This window comes from Mumia sp. (genome assembly GCF_028803055.1).
Taxonomy (GTDB): Bacteria; Actinomycetota; Actinomycetes; order Propionibacteriales; family Nocardioidaceae; genus Mumia.
This window is the reverse complement of sequence record NZ_JARBCJ010000015.1, coordinates 1-23639: the sequence shown is the minus strand read 5'-3', so window position 1 is coordinate 23639 and position 23639 is coordinate 1. Positions and strand designations below refer to the sequence as shown.

The 23639-nt window shown below is 71.5% G+C and carries 22 protein-coding genes; 7 read left to right on the top strand and 15 right to left on the bottom strand.

Features of this window, described 5'->3' with window-relative positions:
• Nucleotides 1–10: 10 nt before the first annotated feature.
• Both PV363_RS03015 and PV363_RS03010 read right to left on the bottom strand, forming a co-directional pair.
• Nucleotides 11–559 (bottom strand): transposase, encoded by a 549-nt coding sequence (locus PV363_RS03015; RefSeq protein ID WP_301021650.1) that lies wholly within the window; start codon nucleotides 557–559, stop codon nucleotides 11–13.
• Between the two features lie 157 nt (nucleotides 560–716).
• Nucleotides 717–1802, bottom strand: coding sequence for an exo-alpha-sialidase (locus tag PV363_RS03010; protein WP_220342454.1), 1086 nt, complete (start codon nucleotides 1800–1802; stop codon nucleotides 717–719).
• A gap of 72 nt (nucleotides 1803–1874) precedes the next feature.
• On the opposite strand from PV363_RS03010, the gene PV363_RS03005 reads away from it, so the two are divergent.
• Genes PV363_RS03005 through PV363_RS02995 form a run of 3 tightly spaced genes read left to right on the top strand, consistent with a single transcriptional unit; the run spans nucleotide 1875 to nucleotide 4270 of the window.
• Nucleotides 1875–2435, top strand: a complete 561-nt coding sequence (locus tag PV363_RS03005; RefSeq protein ID WP_301021649.1) for a PadR family transcriptional regulator — start codon at nucleotides 1875–1877, stop codon at nucleotides 2433–2435.
• 53 nt (nucleotides 2436–2488) lie between these two features.
• On the top strand, nucleotides 2489–3388 hold the full coding sequence (locus tag PV363_RS03000; protein WP_220341176.1) for a hypothetical protein: 900 nt from the start codon (nucleotides 2489–2491) through the stop codon (nucleotides 3386–3388).
• 9 nt (nucleotides 3389–3397) lie between these two features.
• On the top strand, nucleotides 3398–4270 hold the full coding sequence (locus PV363_RS02995; RefSeq protein WP_301021648.1) for an oxygenase MpaB family protein: 873 nt from the start codon (nucleotides 3398–3400) through the stop codon (nucleotides 4268–4270).
• On the opposite strand, the gene PV363_RS02990 is transcribed toward PV363_RS02995, so the two are convergent.
• From PV363_RS02990 to PV363_RS02970, 5 genes are all read right to left on the bottom strand, one after another.
• On the bottom strand, nucleotides 4245–5162 hold the full coding sequence (locus PV363_RS02990) for a 2-hydroxyacid dehydrogenase (RefSeq protein WP_220341174.1): 918 nt from the start codon (nucleotides 5160–5162) through the stop codon (nucleotides 4245–4247). The genes PV363_RS02995 and PV363_RS02990 overlap by 26 nt on opposite strands.
• A gap of 5 nt (nucleotides 5163–5167) precedes the next feature.
• On the bottom strand, nucleotides 5168–6682 hold the full coding sequence (gene gatB, locus PV363_RS02985) for an Asp-tRNA(Asn)/Glu-tRNA(Gln) amidotransferase subunit GatB (RefSeq protein WP_220341173.1): 1515 nt from the start codon (nucleotides 6680–6682) through the stop codon (nucleotides 5168–5170).
• Entirely contained in the window at nucleotides 6679–8202 is a 1524-nt protein-coding gene (gene gatA / locus PV363_RS02980; protein WP_301021647.1) for an Asp-tRNA(Asn)/Glu-tRNA(Gln) amidotransferase subunit GatA, read from the bottom strand. The genes gatB and gatA overlap by 4 nt, the downstream gene beginning before the upstream one ends.
• Nucleotides 8199–8501, bottom strand: a complete 303-nt coding sequence (gene gatC / locus PV363_RS02975; RefSeq protein ID WP_220341171.1) for an Asp-tRNA(Asn)/Glu-tRNA(Gln) amidotransferase subunit GatC — start codon at nucleotides 8499–8501, stop codon at nucleotides 8199–8201. The genes gatA and gatC overlap by 4 nt, the downstream gene beginning before the upstream one ends.
• A gap of 76 nt (nucleotides 8502–8577) precedes the next feature.
• Nucleotides 8578–9480, bottom strand: a complete 903-nt coding sequence (locus PV363_RS02970; protein WP_301021646.1) for a hypothetical protein — start codon at nucleotides 9478–9480, stop codon at nucleotides 8578–8580.
• On the opposite strand from PV363_RS02970, the gene PV363_RS02965 reads away from it, so the two are divergent.
• The gene (locus PV363_RS02965) at nucleotides 9479–9613 is read left to right on the top strand and encodes a hypothetical protein (RefSeq protein ID WP_301021645.1); all 135 of its coding nucleotides are present in this window, start codon (nucleotides 9479–9481) and stop codon (nucleotides 9611–9613) included. The two genes, PV363_RS02970 and PV363_RS02965, sit on opposite strands and share 2 nt — an antisense overlap.
• Before the next feature lie 492 nt (nucleotides 9614–10105).
• Here PV363_RS02965 and ligA read toward each other — a convergent pair whose 3' ends face one another.
• The 5 genes from ligA to PV363_RS02940 form a co-directional block, all read right to left on the bottom strand.
• Nucleotides 10106–12253, bottom strand: coding sequence for an NAD-dependent DNA ligase LigA (gene ligA, locus PV363_RS02960; RefSeq protein WP_301021652.1), 2148 nt, complete (start codon nucleotides 12251–12253; stop codon nucleotides 10106–10108).
• A 53-nt stretch (nucleotides 12254–12306) separates the two neighbouring features.
• A complete protein-coding gene (locus tag PV363_RS02955; protein WP_301021644.1) occupies nucleotides 12307–14664 on the bottom strand; it encodes an Ig-like domain repeat protein in 2358 nt (785 codons plus the stop codon).
• A 72-nt stretch (nucleotides 14665–14736) separates the two neighbouring features.
• A complete protein-coding gene (locus tag PV363_RS02950) occupies nucleotides 14737–15684 on the bottom strand; it encodes a methionine synthase (RefSeq protein WP_301021643.1) in 948 nt (315 codons plus the stop codon).
• 23 nt (nucleotides 15685–15707) lie between these two features.
• A complete protein-coding gene (gene mnmA / locus PV363_RS02945) occupies nucleotides 15708–16808 on the bottom strand; it encodes a tRNA 2-thiouridine(34) synthase MnmA (RefSeq protein WP_220341167.1) in 1101 nt (366 codons plus the stop codon).
• Nucleotides 16808–18013 carry a cysteine desulfurase family protein gene (locus PV363_RS02940; RefSeq protein WP_220341166.1) on the bottom strand — a complete coding sequence of 402 codons (1206 nt, stop codon included), beginning with the start codon at nucleotides 18011–18013 and terminating at the stop codon, nucleotides 16808–16810. Before PV363_RS02940 ends, mnmA begins: the two co-directional genes overlap by 1 nt.
• 62 nt (nucleotides 18014–18075) lie before the next feature.
• Here PV363_RS02940 and PV363_RS02935 point away from each other — a divergent pair, with 62 nt between their 5' ends.
• The 3 genes from PV363_RS02935 to PV363_RS02925 are packed head-to-tail and all read left to right on the top strand — an operon-like array spanning nucleotide 18076 to nucleotide 20239.
• Entirely contained in the window at nucleotides 18076–18510 is a 435-nt protein-coding gene (locus PV363_RS02935; protein ID WP_220341165.1) for a hypothetical protein, read from the top strand.
• On the top strand, nucleotides 18500–19357 hold the full coding sequence (locus PV363_RS02930; protein WP_220365450.1) for an aldo/keto reductase: 858 nt from the start codon (nucleotides 18500–18502) through the stop codon (nucleotides 19355–19357). Before PV363_RS02935 ends, PV363_RS02930 begins: the two co-directional genes overlap by 11 nt.
• A 9-nt stretch (nucleotides 19358–19366) precedes the next feature.
• On the top strand, nucleotides 19367–20239 hold the full coding sequence (locus PV363_RS02925; protein ID WP_301021642.1) for an LLM class F420-dependent oxidoreductase: 873 nt from the start codon (nucleotides 19367–19369) through the stop codon (nucleotides 20237–20239).
• A gap of 30 nt (nucleotides 20240–20269) precedes the next feature.
• Here PV363_RS02925 and PV363_RS02920 read toward each other — a convergent pair whose 3' ends face one another.
• The 3 genes from PV363_RS02920 to PV363_RS02910 are packed head-to-tail and all read right to left on the bottom strand — an operon-like array spanning nucleotide 20270 to nucleotide 23489.
• Nucleotides 20270–21220 (bottom strand): SDR family oxidoreductase, encoded by a 951-nt coding sequence (locus PV363_RS02920; protein WP_220341162.1) that lies wholly within the window; start codon nucleotides 21218–21220, stop codon nucleotides 20270–20272.
• Nucleotides 21217–22164, bottom strand: a complete 948-nt coding sequence (locus tag PV363_RS02915; RefSeq protein WP_220365452.1) for a bile acid:sodium symporter family protein — start codon at nucleotides 22162–22164, stop codon at nucleotides 21217–21219. The genes PV363_RS02920 and PV363_RS02915 overlap by 4 nt, the downstream gene beginning before the upstream one ends.
• A complete protein-coding gene (locus PV363_RS02910) occupies nucleotides 22161–23489 on the bottom strand; it encodes an NAD(P)-binding domain-containing protein (RefSeq protein ID WP_301021641.1) in 1329 nt (442 codons plus the stop codon). The genes PV363_RS02915 and PV363_RS02910 overlap by 4 nt, the downstream gene beginning before the upstream one ends.
• Nucleotides 23490–23639: the final 150 nt, after the last annotated feature.

The following is a 23639-nucleotide window of genomic DNA, read 5'->3' as shown; positions in this document are numbered from 1 at the left end:
GCCTCGCTCCTCAGTGATTCTTCTGCTCCGGGTCGCAGGCTGCCAGGAGGTGCGCGGCGAGCGTACGGCCTCGGCGCTCCTCGGTCCAGCCCGCGACGGCGAGGCGGCTGCTCATCGCCTGCGCCGTGATCCCCAGCCCTGCCGCCGCGGACCGCTGGGTCCCGCCGTCCGCCATCGCATCGACCGCCTCCCACCCGGCGTCGGTACGCCGGGACAGCAGGCCGGCGAGCAGCCACAACGCAGTCTCGGCATCCTCCGCCGGACCGGTGTCCTCGGCGCGGACGCACACGGGCTGCGGCTCGGACTTGGCACGCTCGACGGCCTCTCTCGCGTACACGTAGGCAGGGCCGCGCCCGGCCCGGGTCGTGTCGGGGAGCGGCCCTTCGACCACGCCGGCCCCGATCCCGATCCACCACCGGCGCTCGCGCAGGGCGTGCACGACGAGATCGGCGACCTGTCTCGGATCCTCCACCAGGCCCTGGACCTCGTCGCCGGCGGTGCGCTCGAAGGGGCGTACGGGATCGGCGATGCCCGCGAGGGTGACGAGGAGCTCGGGCACGGCGTCACGGTCTCGGCGGCTTCGCCGCTGGTCGAGCGTCATGACATACACGACGGCCCTCCATCAAGGTTGCAGAGTGGATCCTTAGAGATCAAGCCTGCATCTTTGATTGTATGATGTCAAGCGGTCAGGGTTGATGATCGCTCTGCACGTCACCTCAGACCATGGCCGCACGCACGCACATCACGTCGGGAAGGTGCGAGGCGACCTCCGCCCAGGTCTCCCCCTCGTCGGCGCTGGCGAACACACTGCCGTCGCGCCCACCGAGATAGAGGCCTGCCGGCAGTCCGTACGCCGGCGCGTCATCGGCCCGGAAGGCGTCACGCATCACGGCCGCGTAGTAGGGGTCGGGCAGACCCTTGCCGAGATCGCGCCAGGTCTCCCCCGCGTCGTCGGAGCGCCACACCCGCGCCTGCGCCCCCGGCGGCATCCGGTCGGAGTCGGCGACCAGAGGGAACACGTACACGGTGTCGGGCTGGGCGGGGTGCACCACGATCGGGAAACCGAAGTCGCTCGGCAGCCCGTCAGCGATCGACGTCCACGAGTCACCGCCGTCGTCGGACCGGTAGACACCGTGATGGTTCTGGGCGTACATCCGCTCCGGCCGGTCGGGGTGCGAGGCGACCTTGTGCACGCACTGCCCGAACTCCGGCCAGGGGTCGGGGAAGAAGTAGGCCTTGATGCCGACGTTGTGCGGGTCCCAGCTCGTCCCCCCGTCCTCCGTGCGATAGACACCGCCCGTCGACATCGCGACGGTGACGCGCGCCGGGTCGACCGGGTCGGGCACCACGGTGTGGACGGCCTGACCGCCGAAGCCGGCGTCCCACTCCGTCCGGTGAGGGTGGTCCCAGAGTCCGCGCACGAACGAGAAGGTCTCGCCGCGGTCGGTCGACCGGAACAGCGCGGAGGGCTGGGTCCCGGCCCACACCTCGTCGGTCTCGGTGCCCGGCGTCAGCTGCCAGACCTGCTCCAGAGCGACCCCCGCGTCCTCGGGGAAGCGGATGCCACCGCCGGGGGTCTCCGACCACGTCTCGCCGAGGTCGTCGGACCAGGTGACCTGAGGACCCCAGTGCTCGCTCATCGTCCCGACCAGCAGGCGTGGCGCCTCCCTGCGGGTGTCGATGCACGTCGCGTAGACCGCGTTCATCCCGAACAGCGGCCCACGCAGCTCCCACCTCGAGCGGTCGTCCGAACGACCGATCCACAGTCCTTTGCGCGTGCCGATCAGCAGCATGGCCTCCATGACGTCCACCAGGTCTTCTCGCTCGACGTGCTCACCAGTGTTCCTAATTGGAATACTGGCTACGCTAAGGACGTGCCGAGCGCCCTGTCAACGACCTCGTACGCTCTCCTCGGTCTGCTCACGCTCGACCCGCACGACGCCGCGGGGCTTACCGGCTACGAGCTCAAGCAGCGCTGCGACCAGACGCTGCGCTACTACTGGGTCTCCCCTGCCACCAGCCAGGTCTACACCGAGCTGGCACGGCTCGCGCAGAACGGGCTGGTCGAGGTCGCCGACGCCCCGAACGGACGGCGGAGCACCCGCCGGTACGCGGTCTCGGAGGCCGGCAGGACCCACCTCCTGGAGTGGCTCGAGTCCTCCGAGCCGGCGTTCCCGGTCCTCAAGCACCCGGTGGCGTTACGCCTGATGTTTGCCCACATGGTCTCGACGGAGCACGTCCAGCGATGGCTGGACGTCTACATCGCCCAGCTCGAGGAGCGCACCGCCGAGCTCCGTGGCGTCCGCGAGATGCTCGGTGACGACCCCCGCCTGAGGTCGCCGGCGACCGTCGCCGACTGGGGGCTCGCCTACTTCGCGAGCGAGCGCGCCATCGCCGAGGACCTCCGCGAGGTCGGAGGGGACGTCCAGGGCTGAAGCACGGGTCGCGTACCGTCAGGTCGGCTGTTCCACCTCACGAAGGGATCCCCGTGGCTCGCATCGCCCTCGCCAGCTCCGCGTCCGACGTCGACGACGCCGAGGTCACGCTGCTGAGCGACGCGCTCGGCGCCGACGGCCACGACGTCGCCGTCGAGGTGTGGGACGACGACGCCGTCGACTGGCATGCCTACGCGCTCACCGTCGTGCGCTCGACCTGGGACTACACCCCGCGTCGCGAGGCGTTCCTCGAGTGGGCCCGGCGGGTGCCGCGACTGCGCAACCGGGCGGAGGTGATCGCCTGGAACACCCACAAGACCTACCTTCGCGACCTCGCCCAGGCCGGCTGCCCCGTGATCCCGACCGCCTGGGACGTCACCGACGAGGAGACGCTCGTCGCCCACGCCGATGCCTGGGCGATCCCGGTCGACGAGACCGAGTGGGTCGTCAAGCCTGCCGTCTCGGCGAGCTCGCGCGACACCGCGCGCTGGTCGGACGTCGACGACGCGCTGGCCCACAGCCGGTCGCTCGTGGAGGCGGGCCGTACGGCGATGCTCCAGCCCTACATCGCCTCGGTGGACGACGAGGGTGAGACCGCGCTCCTCTTCGTCGGCGGCGAGCTCTCGCACGCCGTCGTCAAGGGCGCGATGCTCCGCCGAGGCGAGGGGGTGCGTCACGATCGTGACGCGCGCGAGAGCATCACGCCGACCACCGCCACCGACGCACAGCTCGCCGTCGCCGCGCAGGCGCTCCGGGCGGCCACCCAGGCGCTCGGCGGCGGCCCCGACCTGCTGTACGCGCGGGTGGACGTCGTCACCGGTCGGGACGGGGCCCCGCAGCTGCTCGAGCTGGAGCTGACCGAGCCGTCGCTGTTCCTTCCGTCGGTCGACGGGGCCGCCGAGCGGTTCGCGGCGGCGATCACCTCGACGGTGAACTCTTTGGGACGCGTCTAGAGTCGACGCATGGGCGTACGCGACCGGCTCGGGCACGAGCTGTTCGCCCGCGGTGCGGGCGACGACGGGGCGCGTCGTCGCGTGCGCATCCATGGCGCCGACGGTCCCCGTCGGTTCGGACCGGACGACCCGATCCAGCGTGTGCACGGGGACGCCTCGATGTTCGTGGGAGGCATCCGTGCCCTCCTCCTCCAGTCGCTCCACCCGCTCGCGATGGCGGCCGTGGACCAGCACTCCGGCTTCCGCGGCGACCCGTGGGGGCGCCTCCAGCGGACGAGCGGCTTCCTCGCCGAGACCACCTTCGGCACGGTGGAGACCTCGGAGCGGGCCGTACGCATCGTCCGGGCCATCCATCGACGGGTGCGCGGGACGGCACCGGACGGACGGCCGTACGCCGCCGACGACCCCCATCTGCTGACCTGGGTGCACGTCGCCGAGGTGGACAGCTTCCTGCGGGCGCACGACCGGTACGGAGGATCGCCGCTCTCTCCGGACGAGCGCGACCTCTACGTCGCGCAGGCGGCCGAGGTCGCGCGGGCCCTGGGAGCCGACGATCCGCCCACCGACACCGCCGGGCTGGCCGACCGGCTCCACGCCTTCCGGCCCGAGCTCGCCTCCACCGCCGCCGCGCGGGAAGCCGCGCGCTTCCTGCTGCTGACTCCGCCGGTGCCGTGGGCGCTGCGACCGGGCTACGCCGCACTGTCGGGCGCCGCGGTCGGTCTGCTCCCCCGCTGGGCTCGCAGGCCGCTACGGCTGCCGTGGCTCCCCGTCACCGAGACGCTCGCCTTCCGAACGGCCGGGTCGGCGGCGACGAAGACCATCAGATGGGCGATGCAGCCGGGACCGCCGAACGCGGTCAGCGGTGGAGCCGGACCTGGTTGAGCAGGTCCTCACCGGCCGCGAACCGCTGGAGCTGATCTCTGACCAGCGCGAGGATCCGGGGTCGCATCGCCGAGGTCCCGCCCGCGACGTGCGGCGTCAGGAGGAGGTTGGGCGCTTTCCACAGCGGGTGGTCGGCCGGCAGCGGCTCGGGGTCGGTCACGTCGAGCGCCGCGCGCAGGCGTCCGTCCTCGAGCTGGGCGAGCAGCGCCTCGGTGTCGACCACGGGGCCCCGTGCGAGGTTGACCAGCAGCGCACCGTCGCGCATCGCGGCGAGGAACTCCGCGTCGACCAGGTGACGGGTGGCGTCGGTCAACGGCGTGAGGACGACGACCACGTCGGCCGTCGGCAGCAGCTCGGAGAGCTCCGAGGAGGCGTGCACCCCTTCGCGTGCGTGCCCGGCCACGCGGACGATCTCGACCTCGAAGCCGGCGAGCCGGCGTTCGAGAGCGTGACCGATGCTCCCGTAGCCCACGATCATCACGGTCTTGTCCGCCAGGGAGTCCCACCACCGGTACGGCAGCCAGTGCTGCTCGTCCTGTGCCCGAACGAAGGCGGGGATGCCGCGCAGGGACGCGATGATTGCGCCGACCCCGAGCTCGGCGGTCGCCGCGTCGTGGACGCCGCGCGCGTTGCACAGGGTGACGCCGTCCGGGATCTGCGCCGCGATGCCGTCGGTGCCGGCCGACTGCGCCTGGATGACGCGAAGCCGAGGCATCCTCGCCGCGATCTCGCCGACGGAGAACGACAGGTCGTACGGGAGCACCCACATCTCCGCCTCAGCCAGGACGTCGTCCGGGGGGAGGTTCGACGCATCTCCCGAGAACGGCACGACGGTCAGCCCTTCGGGCGCCGACAGCTCGTCGGCGCCGAACGGCGTCACCACCACGGTCATCGCCGTCAGCCGAGCTTGCTGAGGATCAGCTCGCGGACCCTGCCTGCGTCCGCCTGACCCCGCATCTCCTTCATGACGGCACCGATGAGCGCACCCGCGGCCGCGACCTTGCCGTCACGGATCTTGGCGGCGACGTCGGGGTTGGCCTCGATCGCGCGGTCGACGGCCGCGGTGAGCGCGCCGTCGTCCGAGACGACCTCGAGTCCACGGGCCACCACGATCTCCTCCGGCGTGCCCTCGCCCGCGACGAGGCCGTCGAAGACCTGGCGTGCGAGCTTGTCGTTGATCCGCTTGGCGTCGACGAGCGCCTGCACCTCGGCGACGTGCGCCGGGGTGACACCGAGCCCGTCGATCGGCGTGCCCGTGTCGTTCGCACGACGCGCCAGCTCACCGAGCCACCACTTGCGGGCGGCCGTCGGGGTCGCGCCGGCGGCGACGGTCGCCTCGATGAGGTCGAGCGCACCCGCGCCCACGACGTCGCGCATCTCGAGGTCGGAGTATCCCCACTCCCCCTGCAGGCGCGCGCGGCGCTGTGCCGGCGGCTCGGGCAGGCTCGCGCGGAGCTCGTCGATCCACTCCTCCGAGGGGGCGACCGGGACCAGGTCGGGCTCGGGGAAGTAGCGGTAGTCCTCGGCGTCGGACTTCTCGCGACCGGACGTGGTGACGCCGGTGTCCTCGTGCCAGTGCCGGGTCTCCTGGACGATCTTCTGACCTGCGTCCAGGACGCCTGCGTGGCGCTCGACCTCGTAGCGCACCGCGCGCTCCACCGAGCGCAGGGAGTTGACGTTCTTGGTCTCCGACCGGGTGCCGAGCACGTCGGCGCCCTTGGGCATCAAGGACAGGTTGACGTCGCAGCGCATCGAGCCCTGCTCCATGCGTGCGTCGGAGACGCCGAGCGCCTTCACGAGCTCACGGAGGTGCGCCACGTACGCCCGCGCGACCTGCGGGGCGTACTTGCCGGTGCCGACGATCGGCTTGGTGACGATCTCGATCAGGGGGATGCCCGCACGGTTGTAGTCGACCAGCGAGTAGTCGGCACCGTGGATGCGCCCGGTGGCGCCGCCGACGTGCAGCGACTTGCCGGTGTCCTCCTCCATGTGGGCGCGCTCGATCTCGACACGGAAAGCCTGAGGGCCCTCGTCGGTCTCGATCGTCACCTCGGTCCAGCCCTCGAAGCAGATCGGCTCGTCGTACTGCGAGGTCTGGAAGTTCTTGGGCATGTCCGGGTAGAAGTAGTTCTTGCGTGCGAACCGCGACCACGGGGCGATCGAGCAGTTGAGCGCGAGCCCGATCCGGATGGCCGACTCGACCGCCTTGCCGTTGACGACCGGGAGCGCCCCAGGGAGCCCCAGGCACGTCGGGCACACCTGGGTGTTGGGCTCGGCGCCGAACACCGTCGAGCAACCGCAGAACATCTTGGACGCGGTGTTGAGCTCGACGTGGACCTCCAGCCCCATCACCGGGTCGTACGTCTCGAGCGCCTGGTCGAACGGGACCAGCTCCGTACGGGTGGCGGTCACTTGCTCTCCTCCTGGGGCGTCGCGGCGAGCTCGGGTGCGCGGCTCAGCAGCGGCGCTCCCCACTGCTCGAGCAGCAGCCGCTCGAGCGCGGCTCCGACGTTGTACAGACGGTCGTCGGCCATCGCAGGCGCGAGGACCTGCATGCCGACCGGCAGCCCGTCCTCGTCGGTGACGCCGACCGGCAGCGAGAGGCCCGGGATGCCGGCAAGGTTGGCCGGGATCGTGGCGACGTCCTGCAGGTACATCGACATCGGGTCGTCGAGCTTGCTCCCGAGCGGGAACGCCGTCGTCGGCGACGTCGGGGAGACGAGCACGTCGACCTGCTCGAAGGCGCGGGCGAAGTCCTGCGCGATGAGCGTGCGGACCTTCTGCGCGGAGCCGTAGTAGGCGTCGTAGTAGCCGCTGGAGAGCGCGTAGGTGCCGATGATGATGCGGCGCTTGACCTCGTCACCGAAGCCGGCCTCGCGGGTGGCCGCCATCACCTGCTCCGCGCTCGGGTCGGGCACGCCCTGCGGGCTGACCCGCAGGCCATAGCGCATCGCGTCGAACTTGGCGAGGTTGCTGCTGGCCTCAGCGGGCAGGATCAGGTAGTACGTCGAGAGCGCATAGTCGAAGCTCGGGCACGAGACCTCGACGATCTCGGCTCCGGCCTTGGTGAGGAGCGCGACGGCCTCGTCGAAGCGGGCCCGGACTCCCGCCTGGTAGCCCTCTCCGCCGAGCTCGCGCACGACACCGATCCGAAGCCCGGACACGTCGGCGCGGCGAGCGGCCTCGACCACAGGCGGGACGGGCGCATCGATACTCGTGGAGTCGAGCGGGTCGTGCCCGCCGATCAGCTGGTGCAGCAGCGCCGCGTCCAGGACGGTGCGGGTGACGGGACCGGCCTGGTCGAGCGACGACGCCAGTGCGATGAGCCCGTAGCGGGACACGCCGCCGTAGGTCGGCTTCACGCCCACGGTGCCGGTGACCGCGGCCGGCTGCCGGATCGAGCCACCGGTGTCGGTGCCGATCGCGAGCGGAGCCTCGTACGCGCCCACGGCGGCCGCAGAGCCGCCTCCGGAACCGCCGGGGATGCGGTCACGGTCCCAGGGGTTGCGGGTGGGGCCGTACGCGGAGTGCTCGGTCGAGCTGCCCATCGCGAACTCGTCCATGTTGGTCTTGCCGAGGATCGGCAGCCCGGCCTCGCGGAGGCGGCGTACGAGGAAGGCGTCGTACGGCGGGACCCAACCCTCCAGGATCCTGGAGCCCGCGGTGGTGGCGATGCCGGCAGTGGCGACGACGTCCTTGACCGCGATCGGCACGCCGGCGAGCGGGTGCAGCTGCTCCCCCGCGGCGCGGCGGGCGTCGACGTCGCGTGCCGTCGACAGCGCACCGTCGGCGTCGAGCGCCAGGAACGCGTTGAGGTCGCCGTCGACGGCGGCGATCCGGTCGAGGTGGTCCTGCGTCACCTCCGCGGACGAGACCTCGCCCGCGGCCAGCCTGTCGGCGATCTCCGCCGCACTCAGACGGATGGTGCTCATGCGTCCTCCCCGAGGATCTTCGGGACGGCGAATCGCTGCTGCTCCACGGCCGGCGCACCCGCGAGCGCCTGCTCGGGTGTGAGCCCCGGAGTGACGACGTCCTCGCGGAAGACGTTGGAGAGCGGCACGGCGTGAGAGGTGGGCGGCACGTCGGCGGCCGCCACCTCGGCGACCTTGGCGACCGACTCGAGGATGACCGTCAGCTCAGGCGTGAGACGGTCGAGCTCGGCGTCGGTGAGGTCGATGCGTGCGAGGTTCGCCAGGTGGGCGACGTCAGCGCGCGAGATCCCGTCGGACAACGGAGAGTCCCTTCGAGCGTGGGTGGGGATTACCGATCCATCCTAGGGCGTCGCCCGAGAGGTCCGGTGCCCGCGCTCACCGGATCTGGCGCACCATCACCGACAGGTAGGCGCCTGCGCTGGAGCCGTAGGAGTCGAAGCCCAGCACGTAGCTCTTGAAGTCGCCCTCCTGACGGGCCGCGGCCGCTCCTGTGAATGCGGCACCGGACTCGTCGGTGAGACCGAGCGCGACCAGCTCCTGACCCACGACCGTGCGGCCCTGCCTCTCGTCGAGAGGTGCGTCGTACGACGAGCTGCGGACCGAGAGGTTCCAGGTGGTCGAGGTGGTCGACGTGGTCGAGGACTTCTGATCCATCCCCATCACGCGGATCGTCGCCGCGCCCTTCTCCTTGCCGCACGAGAGCGAGCCCAGCTCGGTCTGCTCGCAGGTGTAGCCCTGCGCCTCCAGAGTCGGCGTCAACGCCGTGGTGGTGGCCGGAGACGGCCCGCTCGCCGGGACCGACGGAGCATCGGATGCGCGGACCTGGAGGCCGTCGCCGTAGGCGTTGAGCGAGGCCTCGGTCCCCAGGTCCTCAGGCCCCAGCGACGCCTCGTTCTGGACCGCGGCGACCACCTCGTCACCGCGACCCGCGAACAACGCGTCACCGACCAGACGGGCGACGGCCTCGGTGATCGAAGCCGGGTCGTCGACCCGGTAGGCGAGGAGACTGACGGTGTCGACGGCACCGTCGGCGAGGTCGATCCGCAACATCGCCCGCTGCGGCTCCTTTGCGGCGACGAAGTAGTGGCACCGCATCAGCGAGCCCGGGACCGAGGCGTAGCAGGACCACCCGTCCTGCTCGCCCAGCGCCGCCGTCAGGGCAGTGGCGGCGCCCTCGCTCATCGGCTTTCCCTCGCCCGAGTCGTCGGACGAGGACCCAACCTTCTCGGGCTTGCTGGTCGACCCGCTGGCGTCGTCGTCACCGCCGAGAACGGTCATGCCCACGAAGACCATCGCCACGACGAGTGCGACGACGAGGGCGACGCCGCCGGTGACGAGCGCGATCGTCCGTCCACGGTTGCCGCTGCTCGTGACGCCCTGCGGCGCGGGGGCCCACTGCGCGGTGCCCTGACCTGGCTGTGAGGAGTAGCCCGGCTGCGCCGGATAGCTGCTCTGCCCGGGTGGCGGGCCGTACGGCGGCGGGGGCGGAGCCTGCGGCGGGCCCCAGGCCTGCGTCGGCGGGCCCTGATGAGGCGGAGGTCCCTGCGGCGGACCCCAACCCCCCTGCGGGCTCTGCGGCGGACCCCAACCCTGCGCCGGCGGGCCCTGACGGGGCGGAGGTCCCTGAGGCGGACCCCAGCCTTGCGCGGGAGGGCCCTGCGGCGAGGCCCACCCTGGTGGCGGACCCTGCGGTCGGTCGCCGCGGGGAGGCTCGCCATCGGGAGACGGGCTCTGAGGCGGGACAGGCGGCTGCGGGCCGTTCGGGTTCGACATCGGTCCTCCGGGGAAGGGTGCGCTCCATTGTGGACCAGCCACATCTCGTCGCCGACGCCGGAGGGCGACGACCGTCACGACCGATCTGCGGCCGTCCGCGCCGAGGACTCGCCGCCCTCAGGACGGGCGATCAGGCGTCTGCGGCCGGGGCCTCGTCGGCCGCAGGCGGGCCCTCGCGCAGCAGGTCGACGAACCCGGCCTCGTCGAGCAGCGGCACCCCGAGCTCCTCGGCCTTGGTGGCCTTCGTGCCGGCCGCCTCACCGACGACGACAAAGCTCGTCTTCTTGGAGACCGACCCCGCCGCCTTGCCGCCTCGGGTCAGGATCGCCTCGCGGGCCTCGTCGCGCGTGAAGCCCTGCAGGGAGCCGGTCACGACGAGCGTCAGGCCCTCCAGCGTGCGCGCGATCGACGCGTCACGCTCGTCGGCCATCCGGACACCGGCAGCAGCCCACTGATCGACGATGTCGCGGTGCCAGTCGACCCCGAACCACTCCACGACCGATGCCGCGATGGTGGGGCCGACCCCCTCGACGGCAGCCAGCGTCGCCGAGTCGGCGTCGCGGATCGCGTCCATCGTCCCCAGCTCCGCGGCCAGCCCTCGTGCGGCGGTCGGGCCGACGTGCCTGATCGAGAGCGCGACCAAGACCCGCCAGAGAGGTTGCTCCTTGGCGTTGCCGAGGTTGTCCAGGAATCGGCGTCCGTTGGCCGACAGCACCCGGTCTCCGGCCCCGGGCGGGCGCGCGGCCGGCTTGGGCGCGCGGGGGTACCAGGGGACGCGGCGGGGCGGCTGGTCGTCCCGGGAGCACAGACCCCCCGGCTCGGGCAGCCGACCCCCGGCGAGCACCGCCCGCGCCGCCGCCAGGCCCAGCACCTCGATGTCGAGCGCGCCCCGGCTGCCCACGTGGAAGAGACGCTCGCGCAGCTGCGCGGGGCAGCTGCGGGTGTTGGGGCACCGGATGTCGGCGTCGCCCTCCTTGGACGGCGCCAGCGTGGTGCCGCACGAGGGACACTGCGTCGGCATCACGAATGCACGCTCGCTGCCGTCGCGCAGTGCGGGGACAGGCCCGACGATCTCGGGGATCACGTCGCCGGCCTTGCGGAGCACGACGGTGTCACCGATGAGCACGCCCTTGCGCTCCACCTCGGACGCGTTGTGCAGCGTCGCCATCTCCACCGTCGACCCCGAGACCAAGACGGGCTCCATGACGCCGTACGGCGTGACGCGGCCGGTGCGGCCGACGTTGACGCGGATGTCGAGGAGCCTGGTGTTGACCTCCTCGGGCGGGTATTTGAACGCGATCGCCCAGCGAGGCGCACGAGACGTCGACCCGAGCGCCCGCTGCAGCGCGATCTGGTCGACCTTGACCACGATGCCGTCGATCTCGTGCTCGACGTCGTGCCGGTGCTCGCCGTAGAAGGTGATGAACTCCTCGACCTCAGCCATCGTCGGCAGCACACGCACCCGGTCGCTCGTCGGCAGGCCCCAGGCGGCGAGGGCGGCGTACGCCTCGGACTGCCGCTCGGGCACGTAGCCCTCCCGGTCACCGATGCCGTGGCACACCATCTGCAACGGGCGGCTCGCGGTGACCCGTGGGTCCTTCTGGCGCAGCGACCCGGCAGCGGCGTTGCGCGGGTTGGAGAACGGCGTGTTGCCGGCCTCGCTCCACGCCGCGTTGAACTCCTCGAACGCCCGCGTCGGGAAGAAGATCTCGCCCCGGACCTCGAGCAACGACGGCACCGGGTGCTCGTCGGAAGCGGTCAGCCGGTGCGGGATGCCGTCGATCGTGCGGACGTTGGCGGTGACGTCCTCGCCGACCGTGCCGTCACCGCGAGTCGCCGCCCGAGTCAGACGGCCGGCCTCGTAGGTCAGGTTGATCGCGAGACCGTCGACCTTGAGCTCGACGAGGAAGTCGCTCTCCTTGCCCGCCTCCTTCTCGACGCGGGCCCCCCAGGCCGCCAGCTCCTCGAACGAGAAGCAGTTGTCGAGACTCTCCATCCGGCGCCGGTGCCGGACCGGCGAGAACGCCGTCGAGATGCCGCCGCCGACCGTCTGTGTCGGCGAGTCGGGCGTGCGCAGCTGCGGGAACGCGTCCTCCAGCTTGCGCAGCTCGACCATCAGCTGGTCGTACTCGGCGTCGGAGAGGGTCGGCGCGTCCTCGACGAAGTAGCGGGTGCGGGCCTGCTCGATGCTCTCGCTCAGCTCGGCATGTCGCGAGCGCGCGGCGGCCTCGTCCGGAGGGCTCTCGATGCGTTCGTCAGAGGTCGGCACGGACGCCAATCTACCGCTGCCCACGGACAGCCGTACGAGGTGAACCGGGCCTGGCCCGGAGGTCAGCGCACCCGTAGCGTGAACGCCTTCGACCGGTACGGGAGCACGTAGCCCTTCGGCCTGATCGCGACCCGCAGCCTCTGCGTGCCCCGACGGGAGGTCGGCATCTTCAGCACGACGCGCCCGCTGAGCTTCTTGGTCATCGCAGCCGACCGCAGCACCCTGCCTCCGCGGTAGACCGTCACCCGGCCCACGACCCGTCGGAAGCCCGGCGCCGTCGCCCGCACTCGCAGGACGACCCGTTGGCCGCGTCGCGCCGACCGGTCACTGAGCTTGCGGGTGACCTTGAGCTTGGCCTTCGCCACGGCCACCGTCCGGCGGGCGGTCGGGGCGGCGTTCAGGCTCCGCGACCCGGCGTACGAGATCGTGAACGCGCGCCGCTTCGTACGGCTCGGGGTGAGCCTCACGTCGGCGACCCCGCGCGACAGAGCCCGGGAGCCCACGACCCGCGCGCCCTCGCGGACGACGACCGTGCCCGTCGGCGTCTGCCCGTTCGCCCAGGCCCGCACCCGGAGCACGGGCTGCGCCCGCCAGCGCGGGGCACCGACCCAGGCGTGCGACAGCGAGGAGCGGCCCTTCGCCACCCGGAGGGTCGCGGCGGGCGCCGTGGAGCCCGAGATCGCGTAGTGGCCGTCGTAGCGGGCGACGAGCCGGTGGGTGCCACCGGGGAGGTCGCGCCGCAGGCGTACCGTCGCGGCCGCGGCGTACCGGTCGCCCACCCGGGAGACGGTCGCTCGGCCGAGGAGCGTGGAGCCGGCGAGGATGCTGACCGTGCCGCGGGGCACCACGTTGGCGCCCTCCACCGTGACGCGGGCCGAGACCTGGTCGCCGGACGTCACCGATGTCTTGTCGAACGTGGCAGCGGTCGTGGTGGCTGCCTTCGTGACGTTGACCGTGAACGGCGCCGCCTGCCGCCAGGCGACCGCCGCATCCCCGCTGTAGATCACCGCGAGACGTCGCGCACCGGCGTACATGAGCTTGGGGAGCTTGATCGAGGCCTTGCCCGACGCCAGCGTCGCTTGCCCCAGCACGTCTCCGCGCTGGGTGTCGACCACCTGCACGGTGCCGGTCGGGACCCTCCCGGAGGCAGCCACCGTGATCGCGACGTCCACCCGGTTGCCACCGACGGTGTAGGCGGTCGGCGCGGGGGTCGCGGTGATCGTGGGGGTGATCCCGGTGTTCTTCATCAAGGCGCCCACCCGCGTGCGGATCGTGCCCATCTTGGAGTAGAGGTTGCGGCCCGGGCACGCCGTCTGGCCGACGTCACGGTGCCCGACGATCTTGGTGCGCGAGACCTTCTTGCCGGTGTTGGTGGTGAAGGTCCGGTAGCCGGTCGGGATCACGTGGTTGAGGGAGAACTTCCACGCGATCACGCGGGAGATCGTCTCGACCACCGCCGAGGACGCCTGGGCCGACTCGAAGTTGCCGAGGACGGAGATCCCGAACGTCGTCGAGTTGTTGTTGAGCGCGTGCGCGCCGACGACGTTGCGCGCCAGTCCACCCCAGCGTCCCTCCCACGCCTGGCCCCACTTGTCGACGACCACGTTGTAGCCGATGTCCCGCCACTTCAGCGCCTTGGTGTGGTAGGCGTAGATCGCCCGGATCACGGCGGGCACCTCGCCACGCGAGTACGAGTTGGAGCCGGCCGTGTGGTGGACGACGGCGCCCTGGACGGACCCGTAGTCGGGCGCGGAGCGGTCCCGGATGCGCTCGTCGGCTCCCCAGGCCGCCCGCGACTTGATCGAGGGTCTCGGCGTCGCCGCCGACGCCGCCGCGAGGGGCTCGACCTGCTGCGTGGTCGTGGTCGTCCCGAGGTCGAGCAGGTCGACCTGGACGTCGTCGGGGACCGATCCGTCCGGCGTGGCCACGGTGACCTGGATGGCGTCGGACTCGCCGACGATGAGCGGGGCGGTGCCCCCGCGTGCCTTCGCCGCCTCCCGGGAGCCCGGGTCGGGGCCGTCGTCGGTGGCGTCGTCGAGCCGGTACCACTTCGTCCAACCGCTCGTCTCGCGCGTACGGACGTAGGTGACCACCTCGCCGTCGACCGAGCCCCGGTCCCACGTGACGCCCGCGACGCGGAAGTCCTCGGTCGGCAGCTTGGGCGAGTCGACGGCGGTCGCGACGGCGTGCGTGGGGTCCGGTGCCGGACTCCCGTCGGGCGCGAGGGCCCCGTCGACCGGCGGATCGGTGCTCGGCTCGTCGTCAGCGCCGGCGGTGTACGCCGCGAGGGCGTACGTGGTCGGGTCCGGCGTCGTGCCGACGGTCACCGTCTCGTTCCAGGTGACCACGGGAAGAACGACCAGTCCGGCCGCGACGGTCGGTAGGACGGCGAGTGCGATGGCGCTCCGAGATGTGCTCATGCTGACCCCCCAGGGGTGGTGTGCTCCCAGGCAGCGTACGTGAGCCACGTCACGGCGCTACTCGGAGCGAGATCAGAGTTTTGTCGTGGCCGCGACACCGCGCAGAACGCGGCGCGCGTCGTCCGGCGACGCGTCGGCGAGCCCGCAGGGCGGCGACAGGACGGTCCGTGGGACGGTCGCCTCCTCCCCGAACCCGAGCCCGCTGAAGAAGCGGTCGCTCGTACGCCGCATCGCGCTCACGTCGTCGTCGGCAACTCCTGGCCACAGGTCCACCCCGGACTCGAGCACCGAGGCGTACGCGTCGCGCTCCTCGCCGCTCACCAGGCCGAGGTCGAAGGAGATCGCCTCGAATCCGGCCCCTGCGAGCAGCGACAGCGGCACCCGGGGCGCACAGGTGTGGACCACCGGTCGTGCTCCCGCGCCACGCGCCGCGTCGGCGACCTCGCGCAGCGCGGCGTCCACCTCCGGGGGGTGCACCCGCCGGTGGTTCCCGGCGCCGCTCGCGGTCGGGACCTGCCCATCGAGCACCGAACGCAGGCCCGGCTCGTCCACCTGGACGACGATCGAGGCCGCGGGGACGCGGCGACGCACCTCCTCGACGTGGGCGGCCAGACCCGACGCGAGCGACTGGGCGAGCTCTCGGCGGGCTCCGTGGTCGGCCAGCAGGCGGTCGCCCCGCGGACGCTCCATCGTCGCGGCCAGCGTCCACGGTCCGGCGACCTGGACCTTGAGGTCGCCCTCGTAGCCGTCCGCCTCCTCCTCGAGCACGTCGAGGTCGTGGGCCAGGAGCGAACGGGCACGTCGCTGGTCGAGGCCGGGACGGTCCGTCAGACGCCAGCCGGCCGGCTGGAGGTCCGCACCGAGACCGTCGAGGAGGCCGGCCGCCCGCCCGATCATCCCCGCCCCGTCACCGCGCGCCGGCAGCTCGGGCAGGAACGGCAGGTCGAGCGTCTCCAGGACGAACCGGACGACGCCACGGAAGTCCTCCCCCGGCATCGAGCCGATACCGGTCGCGCGCATGCCTGTGGCTCCTCCGTCGACGCTCATCGGACCGGCACCGCACCGGCGACCCGCCGGGTGGCGGAGATCGTCGCGGACCCGACCACACGCGTGCCGTCGTAGACGACGACCGCCTGCCCAGGGGCGATGCCGTCGGCGGGGTCGTGCAGGTCGACGTGCAGCCGGTCGCCGTCGAGACGGACGGAAGCGCGGTGCTCGTCGCCGTGGGCGCGCAGCTGGACCGTGCACGAGAGCTCGCCGTCGGGCGGCGCCCCGCACCACAGCGGCCGGATGCCCACCAGACCGTCGACCGCCAGGTGCTCGCGGGGACCGACCGTCACCGTGCCCGAGACGGGCTCGATGTCGAGGACGAAGCGCGGCCTGCCGTCCGCGGCGGGACGGCCGAGCCGCAGCCCACGACGCTGACCGATCGTGAAGGCGAAGGAACCTTCGTGCTCGCGGAGGACCTCGCCGCCCTCGTCGACGACCACACCGGGACGGGTGCCGAGCTTGTCGTGCAGCCAGCCGGGCGTGTCGCCGTCGGCGACGAAGCAGATGTCGTGGCTGTCCGGCTTGTGCGCCACCTGCAGGCCCCGGCGCTCCGCCTCCCGCCGTACCTCGTCCTTGGTGTCGGTGCCGAGGGGGAACATCGAGTGGGCGATCTGGTCGGCGGTGAGCACGCCGAGCACGTACGACTGGTCCTTGGCGTGGTCGACGGCGCGGTGCATCTCGACCGTGCCGTCCGACGCGGTCTCGAGACGCGCGTAGTGACCGGTCACCACGGCGTCGAAGCCGAGGGCGAGAGCACGGTCGAGGACGGCGGCGAACTTGATCTTCTCGTTGCACCGCAGGCAGGGGTTCGGGGTGCGGCCGGCGGTGTACTCGGCGATGAAGTCCTCGACGACCTCCTCGTGGAACTCCTCGCTCATGTCCCACACGTAGAACGGGATGCCGATCACGTCAGCGGCGCGGCGGGCGTCGTTGCTGTCCTCGATCGAGCAGCACCCGCGCGCTCCGGTGCGGTACGACTGCGGGTTGCGTGAGAGAGCCAGGTGCACGCCGGTCACGTCGTGGCCGGCGTCCTTCGCGCGGGCTGCGGCGACGGCCGAGTCGACTCCCCCGGACATGGCGGCCAGGACACGCATCAGCGCCTCCCCGCCGTCGAGGCAGCACGTGCGCGCTCGTAGATCCCCGGGAGTGTGGCGAGCAGCCGGTCGACGTCGGCCGCGGTCGTGGTGTGCCCCATGCTGAAGCGCAACGACCCGCGCGCCGCGAGGTCGTCCAGACCCATCGCGGTCAGGACGTGGCTCGCCTGAGGCACCCCGGCCGAGCAGGCCGACCCGGTCGAGCACTCGATCCCGGCCGCGTCGAGGAGCATGAGGAGCGAGTCTCCTTCGGCGCCGGGGAACGTGAGATGGACGACGTGCGGCAGACGCGACTGCGGACCGGGCTCCGGGTCGCCGTTGACGACCGCCTCGGGGACCGCCTGACGCAACCCTTCGACGAGACGCCGCCGCAGCGCCTCGAGCCGCGCGGACTCGTCCTCACGGCGGGTGACGGCGAGGTCGACCGCGACCGCGAACGCGGCGATCGCCGCCGTGTTCAACGTGCCGGACCGCAGGTCGCGCTCCTGTCCGCCGCCGTGTACCAGCGGGACCGCCTCCAGCTCGCGACGGGCGACCAGGGCGCCGACGCCGGTCGGGCCGCCGACCTTGTGCGAGGCGAGAGACATCGCGTCGAGTCCGCTCGCGGCGAAGTCGACGGGGAGATGGGCGAGCGCCTGCACCGCGTCGCTGTGCACAGGGATGCCGTGCTCGCGGGCGAGCGCCACGATCTCGGGGATCGGCTGCACCGTGCCCAGCTCGTTGTTGGCCCACATGCAGCTGATCAGCGCGACGTCGCTCGGGTCACGCTCGAGGGTGGCGCGCAAGGCGTCGACGTCGAGCCGGCCCACCGCGTCGACGCCGACGAGGTCGACGACCGCCCCCTCGGACTTCTCCAACCAGGCCAGGGAGTCGAGCACGGCATGGTGCTCGATCGCCGACGCGACCGAGCGGCGGCGGGCGGGGTCGGCACGGTGGCGCGACCAGTACAGGCCCTTGACGGCGAGGTTGTCGGCCTCGGTGCCTCCGGACAGGAACACGACCTCGCTGGGGCGGGCACCGATCCGCTGGGCGATCAGCTCACGCGCCTCCTCGACCCGGCGCCGAGCCCGGCGTCCGGACCCGTGGAGCGAGGAGGGGTTGCCTCCCTCGAGCATGGCGTCCTGCATCGCCGCGATCGCCTCGGGGACCATCGGCGTGGTCGCTGCGTGGTCGAGGTAGGAGGTGGTGGCGGGCGCGAGACTCATGACACCTCCAACCTAGTCGCCGGTGTTCTGTGCGTGCGTCCGGTGCCTGCGACGCTAGAGGGATGAAGCACCTTCCGACGGGCCGGATGCGCACTCACGACAAGCATATCGACCTCGTCTACAACCGGATCCTGCCGCTCGACCGAGACGACGCCTGGGCGGCGGTGACGGGTCCTGAGCCGCTCGGCGACATCGAGGTGACGGTGATCGGCGAGAGCGAGCCCGACCATCTCGCGGTTCGCCTCGACACCGGCACCGTGGTCGACGCCTACCTCCGCACACGCGAGGACAGCACGACCGACATGCAGCTGGTGATCCACGACGTCACACCGGCCGACGTCGGCGAGCAGGGCCCTCGCGGCGACTACCTGCTCGGAGTCCTCGGAGCGAGGATCGTCGACGAGCCCGAGCCTGTCTGGACCGACTACTACCCTGCAGGTCGGGCGTACTACGACACGCTCGCCGACCTCGAGGAGGACGACAGCGATGACCGTTGAGGGCACCAGCGCGACCACGTTCGACATCGACGGTGTGGGCACCGTCAACCGGCTGGGATTCGGCGCGATGCGCATCACCGGTCCGGGGATCTGGGGCGAGCCTGCCGACCGTGAGACGGCGCGCGCGGTGCTCCGGCGGGCCGTCGAGCTGGGAGTCGACTTCATCGACACGGCCGACTCGTACGGGCCCGAGGTGAGCGAGTCGATCATCGCCGAGGCGCTGGCGCCGTACGGAGAAGGTCTGACCATCGCCACGAAGGCCGGCCTCGTCCGCACCGGTCCGGACGAGTGGTGGCCGGTCGGCCGTCGTGAGTACCTCCGGCAGCAGGTCGAGATGAGCCTGCGTCGGCTCCGGACCGACGTGATCGACCTCTTCCAGCTGCACCGGATCGACGAGCGCACGCCCCGCGAGGAGCAGTTCGAGACGCTGGCCCAGCTGCGCGAGGACGGCAAGGTCCGAGCGGTCGGGCTGTCGCAGGTCACGGTGGCCGACATCGAGGAGGCGCGGACGTACGTGCCCGTCGTCACGGTCCAGAACCGCTACAACCTCGTCGACCGCTCCTCGGCCGACGTCCTGGCCTACTGCACCGAGCACGGCATCGGCTTCATCCCGTGGGCACCGGTCGATGCGGGCGAGCTCGCCGGGCCGGACGGACCCGTCGGCCACGCGGCCGAGCGGTACGACGCGACACCCGCCCAGGTCGCGCTGGCGTGGCTGCTCCAGACCTCGCCGGTGATGCTGCCCATCCCCGGCACCGGGTCGGTCGCGCACCTCGAGGAGAACATGGCCGCAGCCGCGCTCACCCTCGATCCCGAGACCGTTAATGAGCTGGACCGCGCAGGGTAGCGTCTAGCCATGCATGTCTCGCTCCACCTCCCCCGTTACGACGTCCCCGGTGGCGCGACAGCGATCGCGCCGGCGTACGCCGAGGTGGGCGCGGTCGCCGACGCCGGCGGCCTGCGGTCCCTGTCGGTGATGGACCACTTCTTCCAGATGGAGGGCTACGCCGGTGGTCCGCGCGACCCGATGCTCGAGGCCTACACGACGCTCGGGTTCCTCGCCGCGCGGACGGAGCGGGTCGGGCTCCAGGTCCTCGTCACCGGTGTCCCGTACCGCCATCCCGGGCTGCTGGCCAAGATCGTCGCGTCGCTGGACGTGCTGAGCGCTGGCCGCGCGACCCTCGGGATCGGCGCCGGCTGGTACGAGCGCGAGCAGCGCGGGCTCGGGGTGCCCGTGTGGCCGGCGGGTGAGCGGCTGGCGCGGCTCGAAGAGACGCTGCAGATCGTCACGCAGATGTTCGGCGACGACGACGGCCCGTACGAGGGGCGCTACTACCAGCTCGCGGAGACGCTGTGCGAGCCGAAGCCGCTCGGACCCGTGCCGATCATGGTCGGCGGAGGCGGCGAACGCAAGACGCTGCGGCTGGTCGCGCAGTACGCCGACGCCTGCAACCTCTTCGCGCAGGCCGGCGACGGGACAGACGGCGTGGCGCACAAGCTCGACGTACTGCGCAGCCACTGCGAGGACGTCGGGCGGCCGTACGAGGAGATCCGCAAGACGATCCTCTGGAACGGCTCGGTGCCGCTCGACGGCTCGTTCACGGACTCTCTCGCCCCGTACGCCGAGATCGGCGTCGAGGAAGTGTTCGTGACGCCGTCCGACGACGACCCGGTGGGGTTCGCCCGCGAGCTGGTCGACACCGTCGTCGAGCCGGTCGCTGCGTTGTAGCGGCGGCGCCGTGCCGGGTGGGCCGCGACGTCACAGCCCCTGCGCGGCCCTCCACGCCTCGAACGCCTGCGCAGACGTGTAGGCAGGCTCGTACCCGAAGACCGTCTTGAGCCGTGTGTTGTCGAGCACCGGGCGGAACTGGAGGAACTTCGTCTGCTCGGGGCCGTACTGCGTCAACCGCAGCGGCTTCGCGACCGTGAGCGCCCCGCGGAGCACGACCTCGGGGATCGCCAGCGTGCCCCGTCCGAGGCGCACCGCGATCTCGTCGATCGTCAGCGCCCCGTCGCCCGCGACGTTGAAGGTGCCCGTCACGTCGGCGGTGACGGCGTGCACGACGATCGCGGTGAGGTCGGTGTCCCAGACGAACACGAAGGGTGAGTCGGCCCCCGCGATCTTGAGGAGGCGCTTCTTGCGGAACAGGTCGGTGATCTGGTTGTCGACCCGCTCCCCCAGGATCGTCCCGATGCGGAGCACCGTCTGCTGCAGCTCCGGGTGGTCGCGCCGGGCGTCGGCCAGCATCTCCTCGACGAGCCGCTTGTGCCGGCTGTACGCGAAGGCGTCGTTGCCGCGTACGGGCTGATCCTCGGTGATCCACGCGGGATTGTCGTCGTGGTAGCCGTACGCCGCGCCGCTGGAGGAGACGACGAGCCGGCGTACGCCGTGGGTGAGGGCCGCGTCGAGGACGTTGCGGCTGCCGTCGACGTCGACCCGGTAGGCCACGTCGTCGGTCATGCCGGGGGGCGGGTTCACGATCGAGGCGAGATGGACGATCGTGTCGACCTCGTACGAGGAGACCGCGTCGGACACGGCGCCGGGGTCGGTGACGTCGACCGTCGCGTACTCGACGCCCGTGACCCGCTCGCGCGGCTCCCGCACGTCGGCGCTCACGACGAGCGCGACCCCGGGGTCGGCCGCGAGACCAGGGACGACGGACGAGCCGAGGAAGCCCGAGCCACCGGTGACGAGGACGCGACGACTCATGCCGGCACCTCGACCTTCTCCTCGCGGACGGGTCTGCGCGCCCACAGGGACGCCACCACGAGACCCGCGATGATGTCCCAGATCCCCCACCAGGCGGCGACCAGCGCCATGCCCCCGAGCCCGTCGAAGAACTCGAAGACCAGCAGCAGCCCGAGCCCGGCGTTGCGGATGCCGACCTCGAACGTCATCGCCCGTGTCGACCGGTCGGACAGGCGTGCACCCCGAGCGACGCCGTACCCGAGGGCCATCGCGAGGGCGTCGTGGAGGAAGACGGCGATGACGACGACGCCGATGTAGTCGACGAACACGCCCCAGTTGCTGGCGATGCCGACCAGGATGATGGCGCCGAGCGCGACGAACGCGACCTTGCTGACGATGCCGTGCGCACGCGCGGCGACCCGCGGCCACAGCCGCGCGATCGTGATCCCGAGGACGAACGGCAGGCCGATCACGAGGAGGACCTCGCTGAGCATGTCCCAGGGGCTCACCTCGATGTCGGTGAGGAAGTTCTGACCGGTCGGGTGGAGGCCGCCCCAGAAGGCGAAGTTGAGCGGCATCAGGAAGATCGCCAGCACGTTGCCGACCGACGTCATCGCGACCGAGAGCGCGACGTCACCGCGGGCGCGGTGGGTGAGGATGTTCGAGACGTTGCCGGGAGGGCAGCACGCCACGAGGATCATGCCGAGCGCGATCGACCCGCGGACGTTGAGCAGCAGCGTGAGAGCGAAGGTGATCGCGGGCAGCAGGAGGAACTGCCCGGCGATCGCGACTCCCATCGCCAAGGGCTTGCGTGCGGCGGCACGGAAGTCCTCGAGCCGCGTGTCGAGGGCGATGCCGAAGAGGATCGTGCCGATGACGATCTTGAGCAGCGTCAGCGACGACTCGTTGAACGAGATGCTGATCGCGTCGACGTCGCCGGCGGCGAGGAACACGAGGTCGGTCACGAGAGCTCCTCGATCGCGGCACGGACCGCCGTACGGTAGGCGTCCTTGTTGACGTAGTAGCTCATGCGCTCCAGGCCGAGGTAACGGTAGCCGCCGGACAGGTCCGGCAGCGGGCCACGGGTCTTGGCGGCGAACGCCTCCGCCTGGGCCGGGCGTGTCCGCCGAGCATCGACGTACGACGCGATCAGCTCGGCCTGCTCGTAGCGGCCCTGCCAGCCGAGCCCCGACGCCTCGACCATGCCCATCACGAAGAGGTCGTCGCGCTCGGGAGTGAAGATGTTGAGGTAGAGCTGCGGCGACCAGCCGTTCCAGCGCAGCAGGGCCGGATCGATGAACGGGTAGTGCAGCGTGTAGCCCGTCGCGAGCACGATCGTGTCGTAGTCGCGGCTCGTGCCGTCACGGAAGTGCACCGTCGAGCCGTCCACGTGGTCGACATCGGGCTTGATGCTGAGGTCGCCGTGGCCGAGGTGGTGGAGGATCAGCGAGTTCACGATCGGGTGCGACTCGTAGATCTTGTAGTCGGGCTTGGGGAAGCCGAGCTTGACGGGGTCACCGGTGAAGAGCTTGAGCACGCGGGTGTCGATCGCCTGCTTGACCCGAGGAGGGAGCGGCTTGCCCTGGTTGAGCGTGTCCGCGGGCTTGCCGAAGAGATACTTCGGCACGAAGTAGTAGCCGCGCCGCACGCTCATGTCGACCGATGCGGCGTGGTGCACCGCGTCGACGGCGATGTCGCAGCCCGAGTTGCCGGCGCCGATGATGAGGACGCGCTTGCCGGCGAAGGTGGTCGCCTTCTTGTACGCGCTGGTGTGGAACACCTCGCCGTCGAACTGGCCCTTGAGCTGGGGCAGGTTCGGCTCGGACAGGGTGCCGTTGGCGATGACGACTCCGGAGACACGGTCGGTGCTCGTCGAACCTGAGGACACCTCGCGGGTCGTGACCACCCAACCCCCGTCGGCGTGCGGCTCGACGCGGGTCACCTCCGTGCCGAAGCGATAGTGGTCGCGGAGACCGAAACGGTCGGCGTACGCGCGGAAGTAGCGCTTGAGCTCACGGTGGCTCGGGTAGTCGGCGACCTCGTCGCCCATCGGCATCTCGGCGAACTGGGTCGTGGTCTTGGAGGAGATCAGGTGCGCCGACTCGTACATCGTGCTGCGCGGCCCGTCGATGTCCCACAGGCCGCCGACGTCGTCATGGAGCTCGTACCCGACGACGTCGAGGCCGCGCTTGGTCAGTGCCCGGGTGGCCGCGAGGCCGGACGGGCCGGCGCCGATGACGGCGTACGGAAGTGCGGGCGGGGCATCGCCACCTGTTGTGATCTTGGACACGCGCCCTAGTGTGCCAGACGGTTTGCGGCTGCTGGAGGGTATCCCAGAAGATCCTCCCGTTCGGCCGCCTTCCACTCATCGTGGGGCGAACGGGCGAACCGCCCCCGCCGGCCTCAGTGGAAGTCGCGCGACGTCGTCCGCATCGTGATG

Coding starts and splice junctions, on each gene's coding strand:
- PV363_RS03010 (WP_220342454.1), bottom strand. CDS start 1,802: ATGGAGGCCATGCTGCTGATCGGCACGCGCAAAGGACTGTGGATCGGT.
- PV363_RS02995 (WP_301021648.1), top strand. CDS start 3,398: ATGGGCGTACGCGACCGGCTCGGGCACGAGCTGTTCGCCCGCGGTGCG.
- PV363_RS02990 (WP_220341174.1), bottom strand. CDS start 5,162: ATGACCGTGGTGGTGACGCCGTTCGGCGCCGACGAGCTGTCGGCGCCC.
- gatA (WP_301021647.1), bottom strand. CDS start 8,202: ATGAGCACCATCCGTCTGAGTGCGGCGGAGATCGCCGACAGGCTGGCC.
- PV363_RS02965 (WP_301021645.1), top strand. CDS start 9,479: ATGCCCACGAAGACCATCGCCACGACGAGTGCGACGACGAGGGCGACG.
- PV363_RS02970 (WP_301021646.1), bottom strand. CDS start 9,480: ATGACCGTTCTCGGCGGTGACGACGACGCCAGCGGGTCGACCAGCAAG.
- PV363_RS02955 (WP_301021644.1), bottom strand. CDS start 14,664: ATGAGCACATCTCGGAGCGCCATCGCACTCGCCGTCCTACCGACCGTC.
- PV363_RS02950 (WP_301021643.1), bottom strand. CDS start 15,684: ATGCGCGCGACCGGTATCGGCTCGATGCCGGGGGAGGACTTCCGTGGC.
- mnmA (WP_220341167.1), bottom strand. CDS start 16,808: ATGCGTGTCCTGGCCGCCATGTCCGGGGGAGTCGACTCGGCCGTCGCC.
- PV363_RS02940 (WP_220341166.1), bottom strand. CDS start 18,013: ATGAGTCTCGCGCCCGCCACCACCTCCTACCTCGACCACGCAGCGACC.
- PV363_RS02935 (WP_220341165.1), top strand. CDS start 18,076: ATGAAGCACCTTCCGACGGGCCGGATGCGCACTCACGACAAGCATATC.
- PV363_RS02930 (WP_220365450.1), top strand. CDS start 18,500: ATGACCGTTGAGGGCACCAGCGCGACCACGTTCGACATCGACGGTGTG.
- PV363_RS02925 (WP_301021642.1), top strand. CDS start 19,367: ATGCATGTCTCGCTCCACCTCCCCCGTTACGACGTCCCCGGTGGCGCG.
- PV363_RS02920 (WP_220341162.1), bottom strand. CDS start 21,220: ATGAGTCGTCGCGTCCTCGTCACCGGTGGCTCGGGCTTCCTCGGCTCG.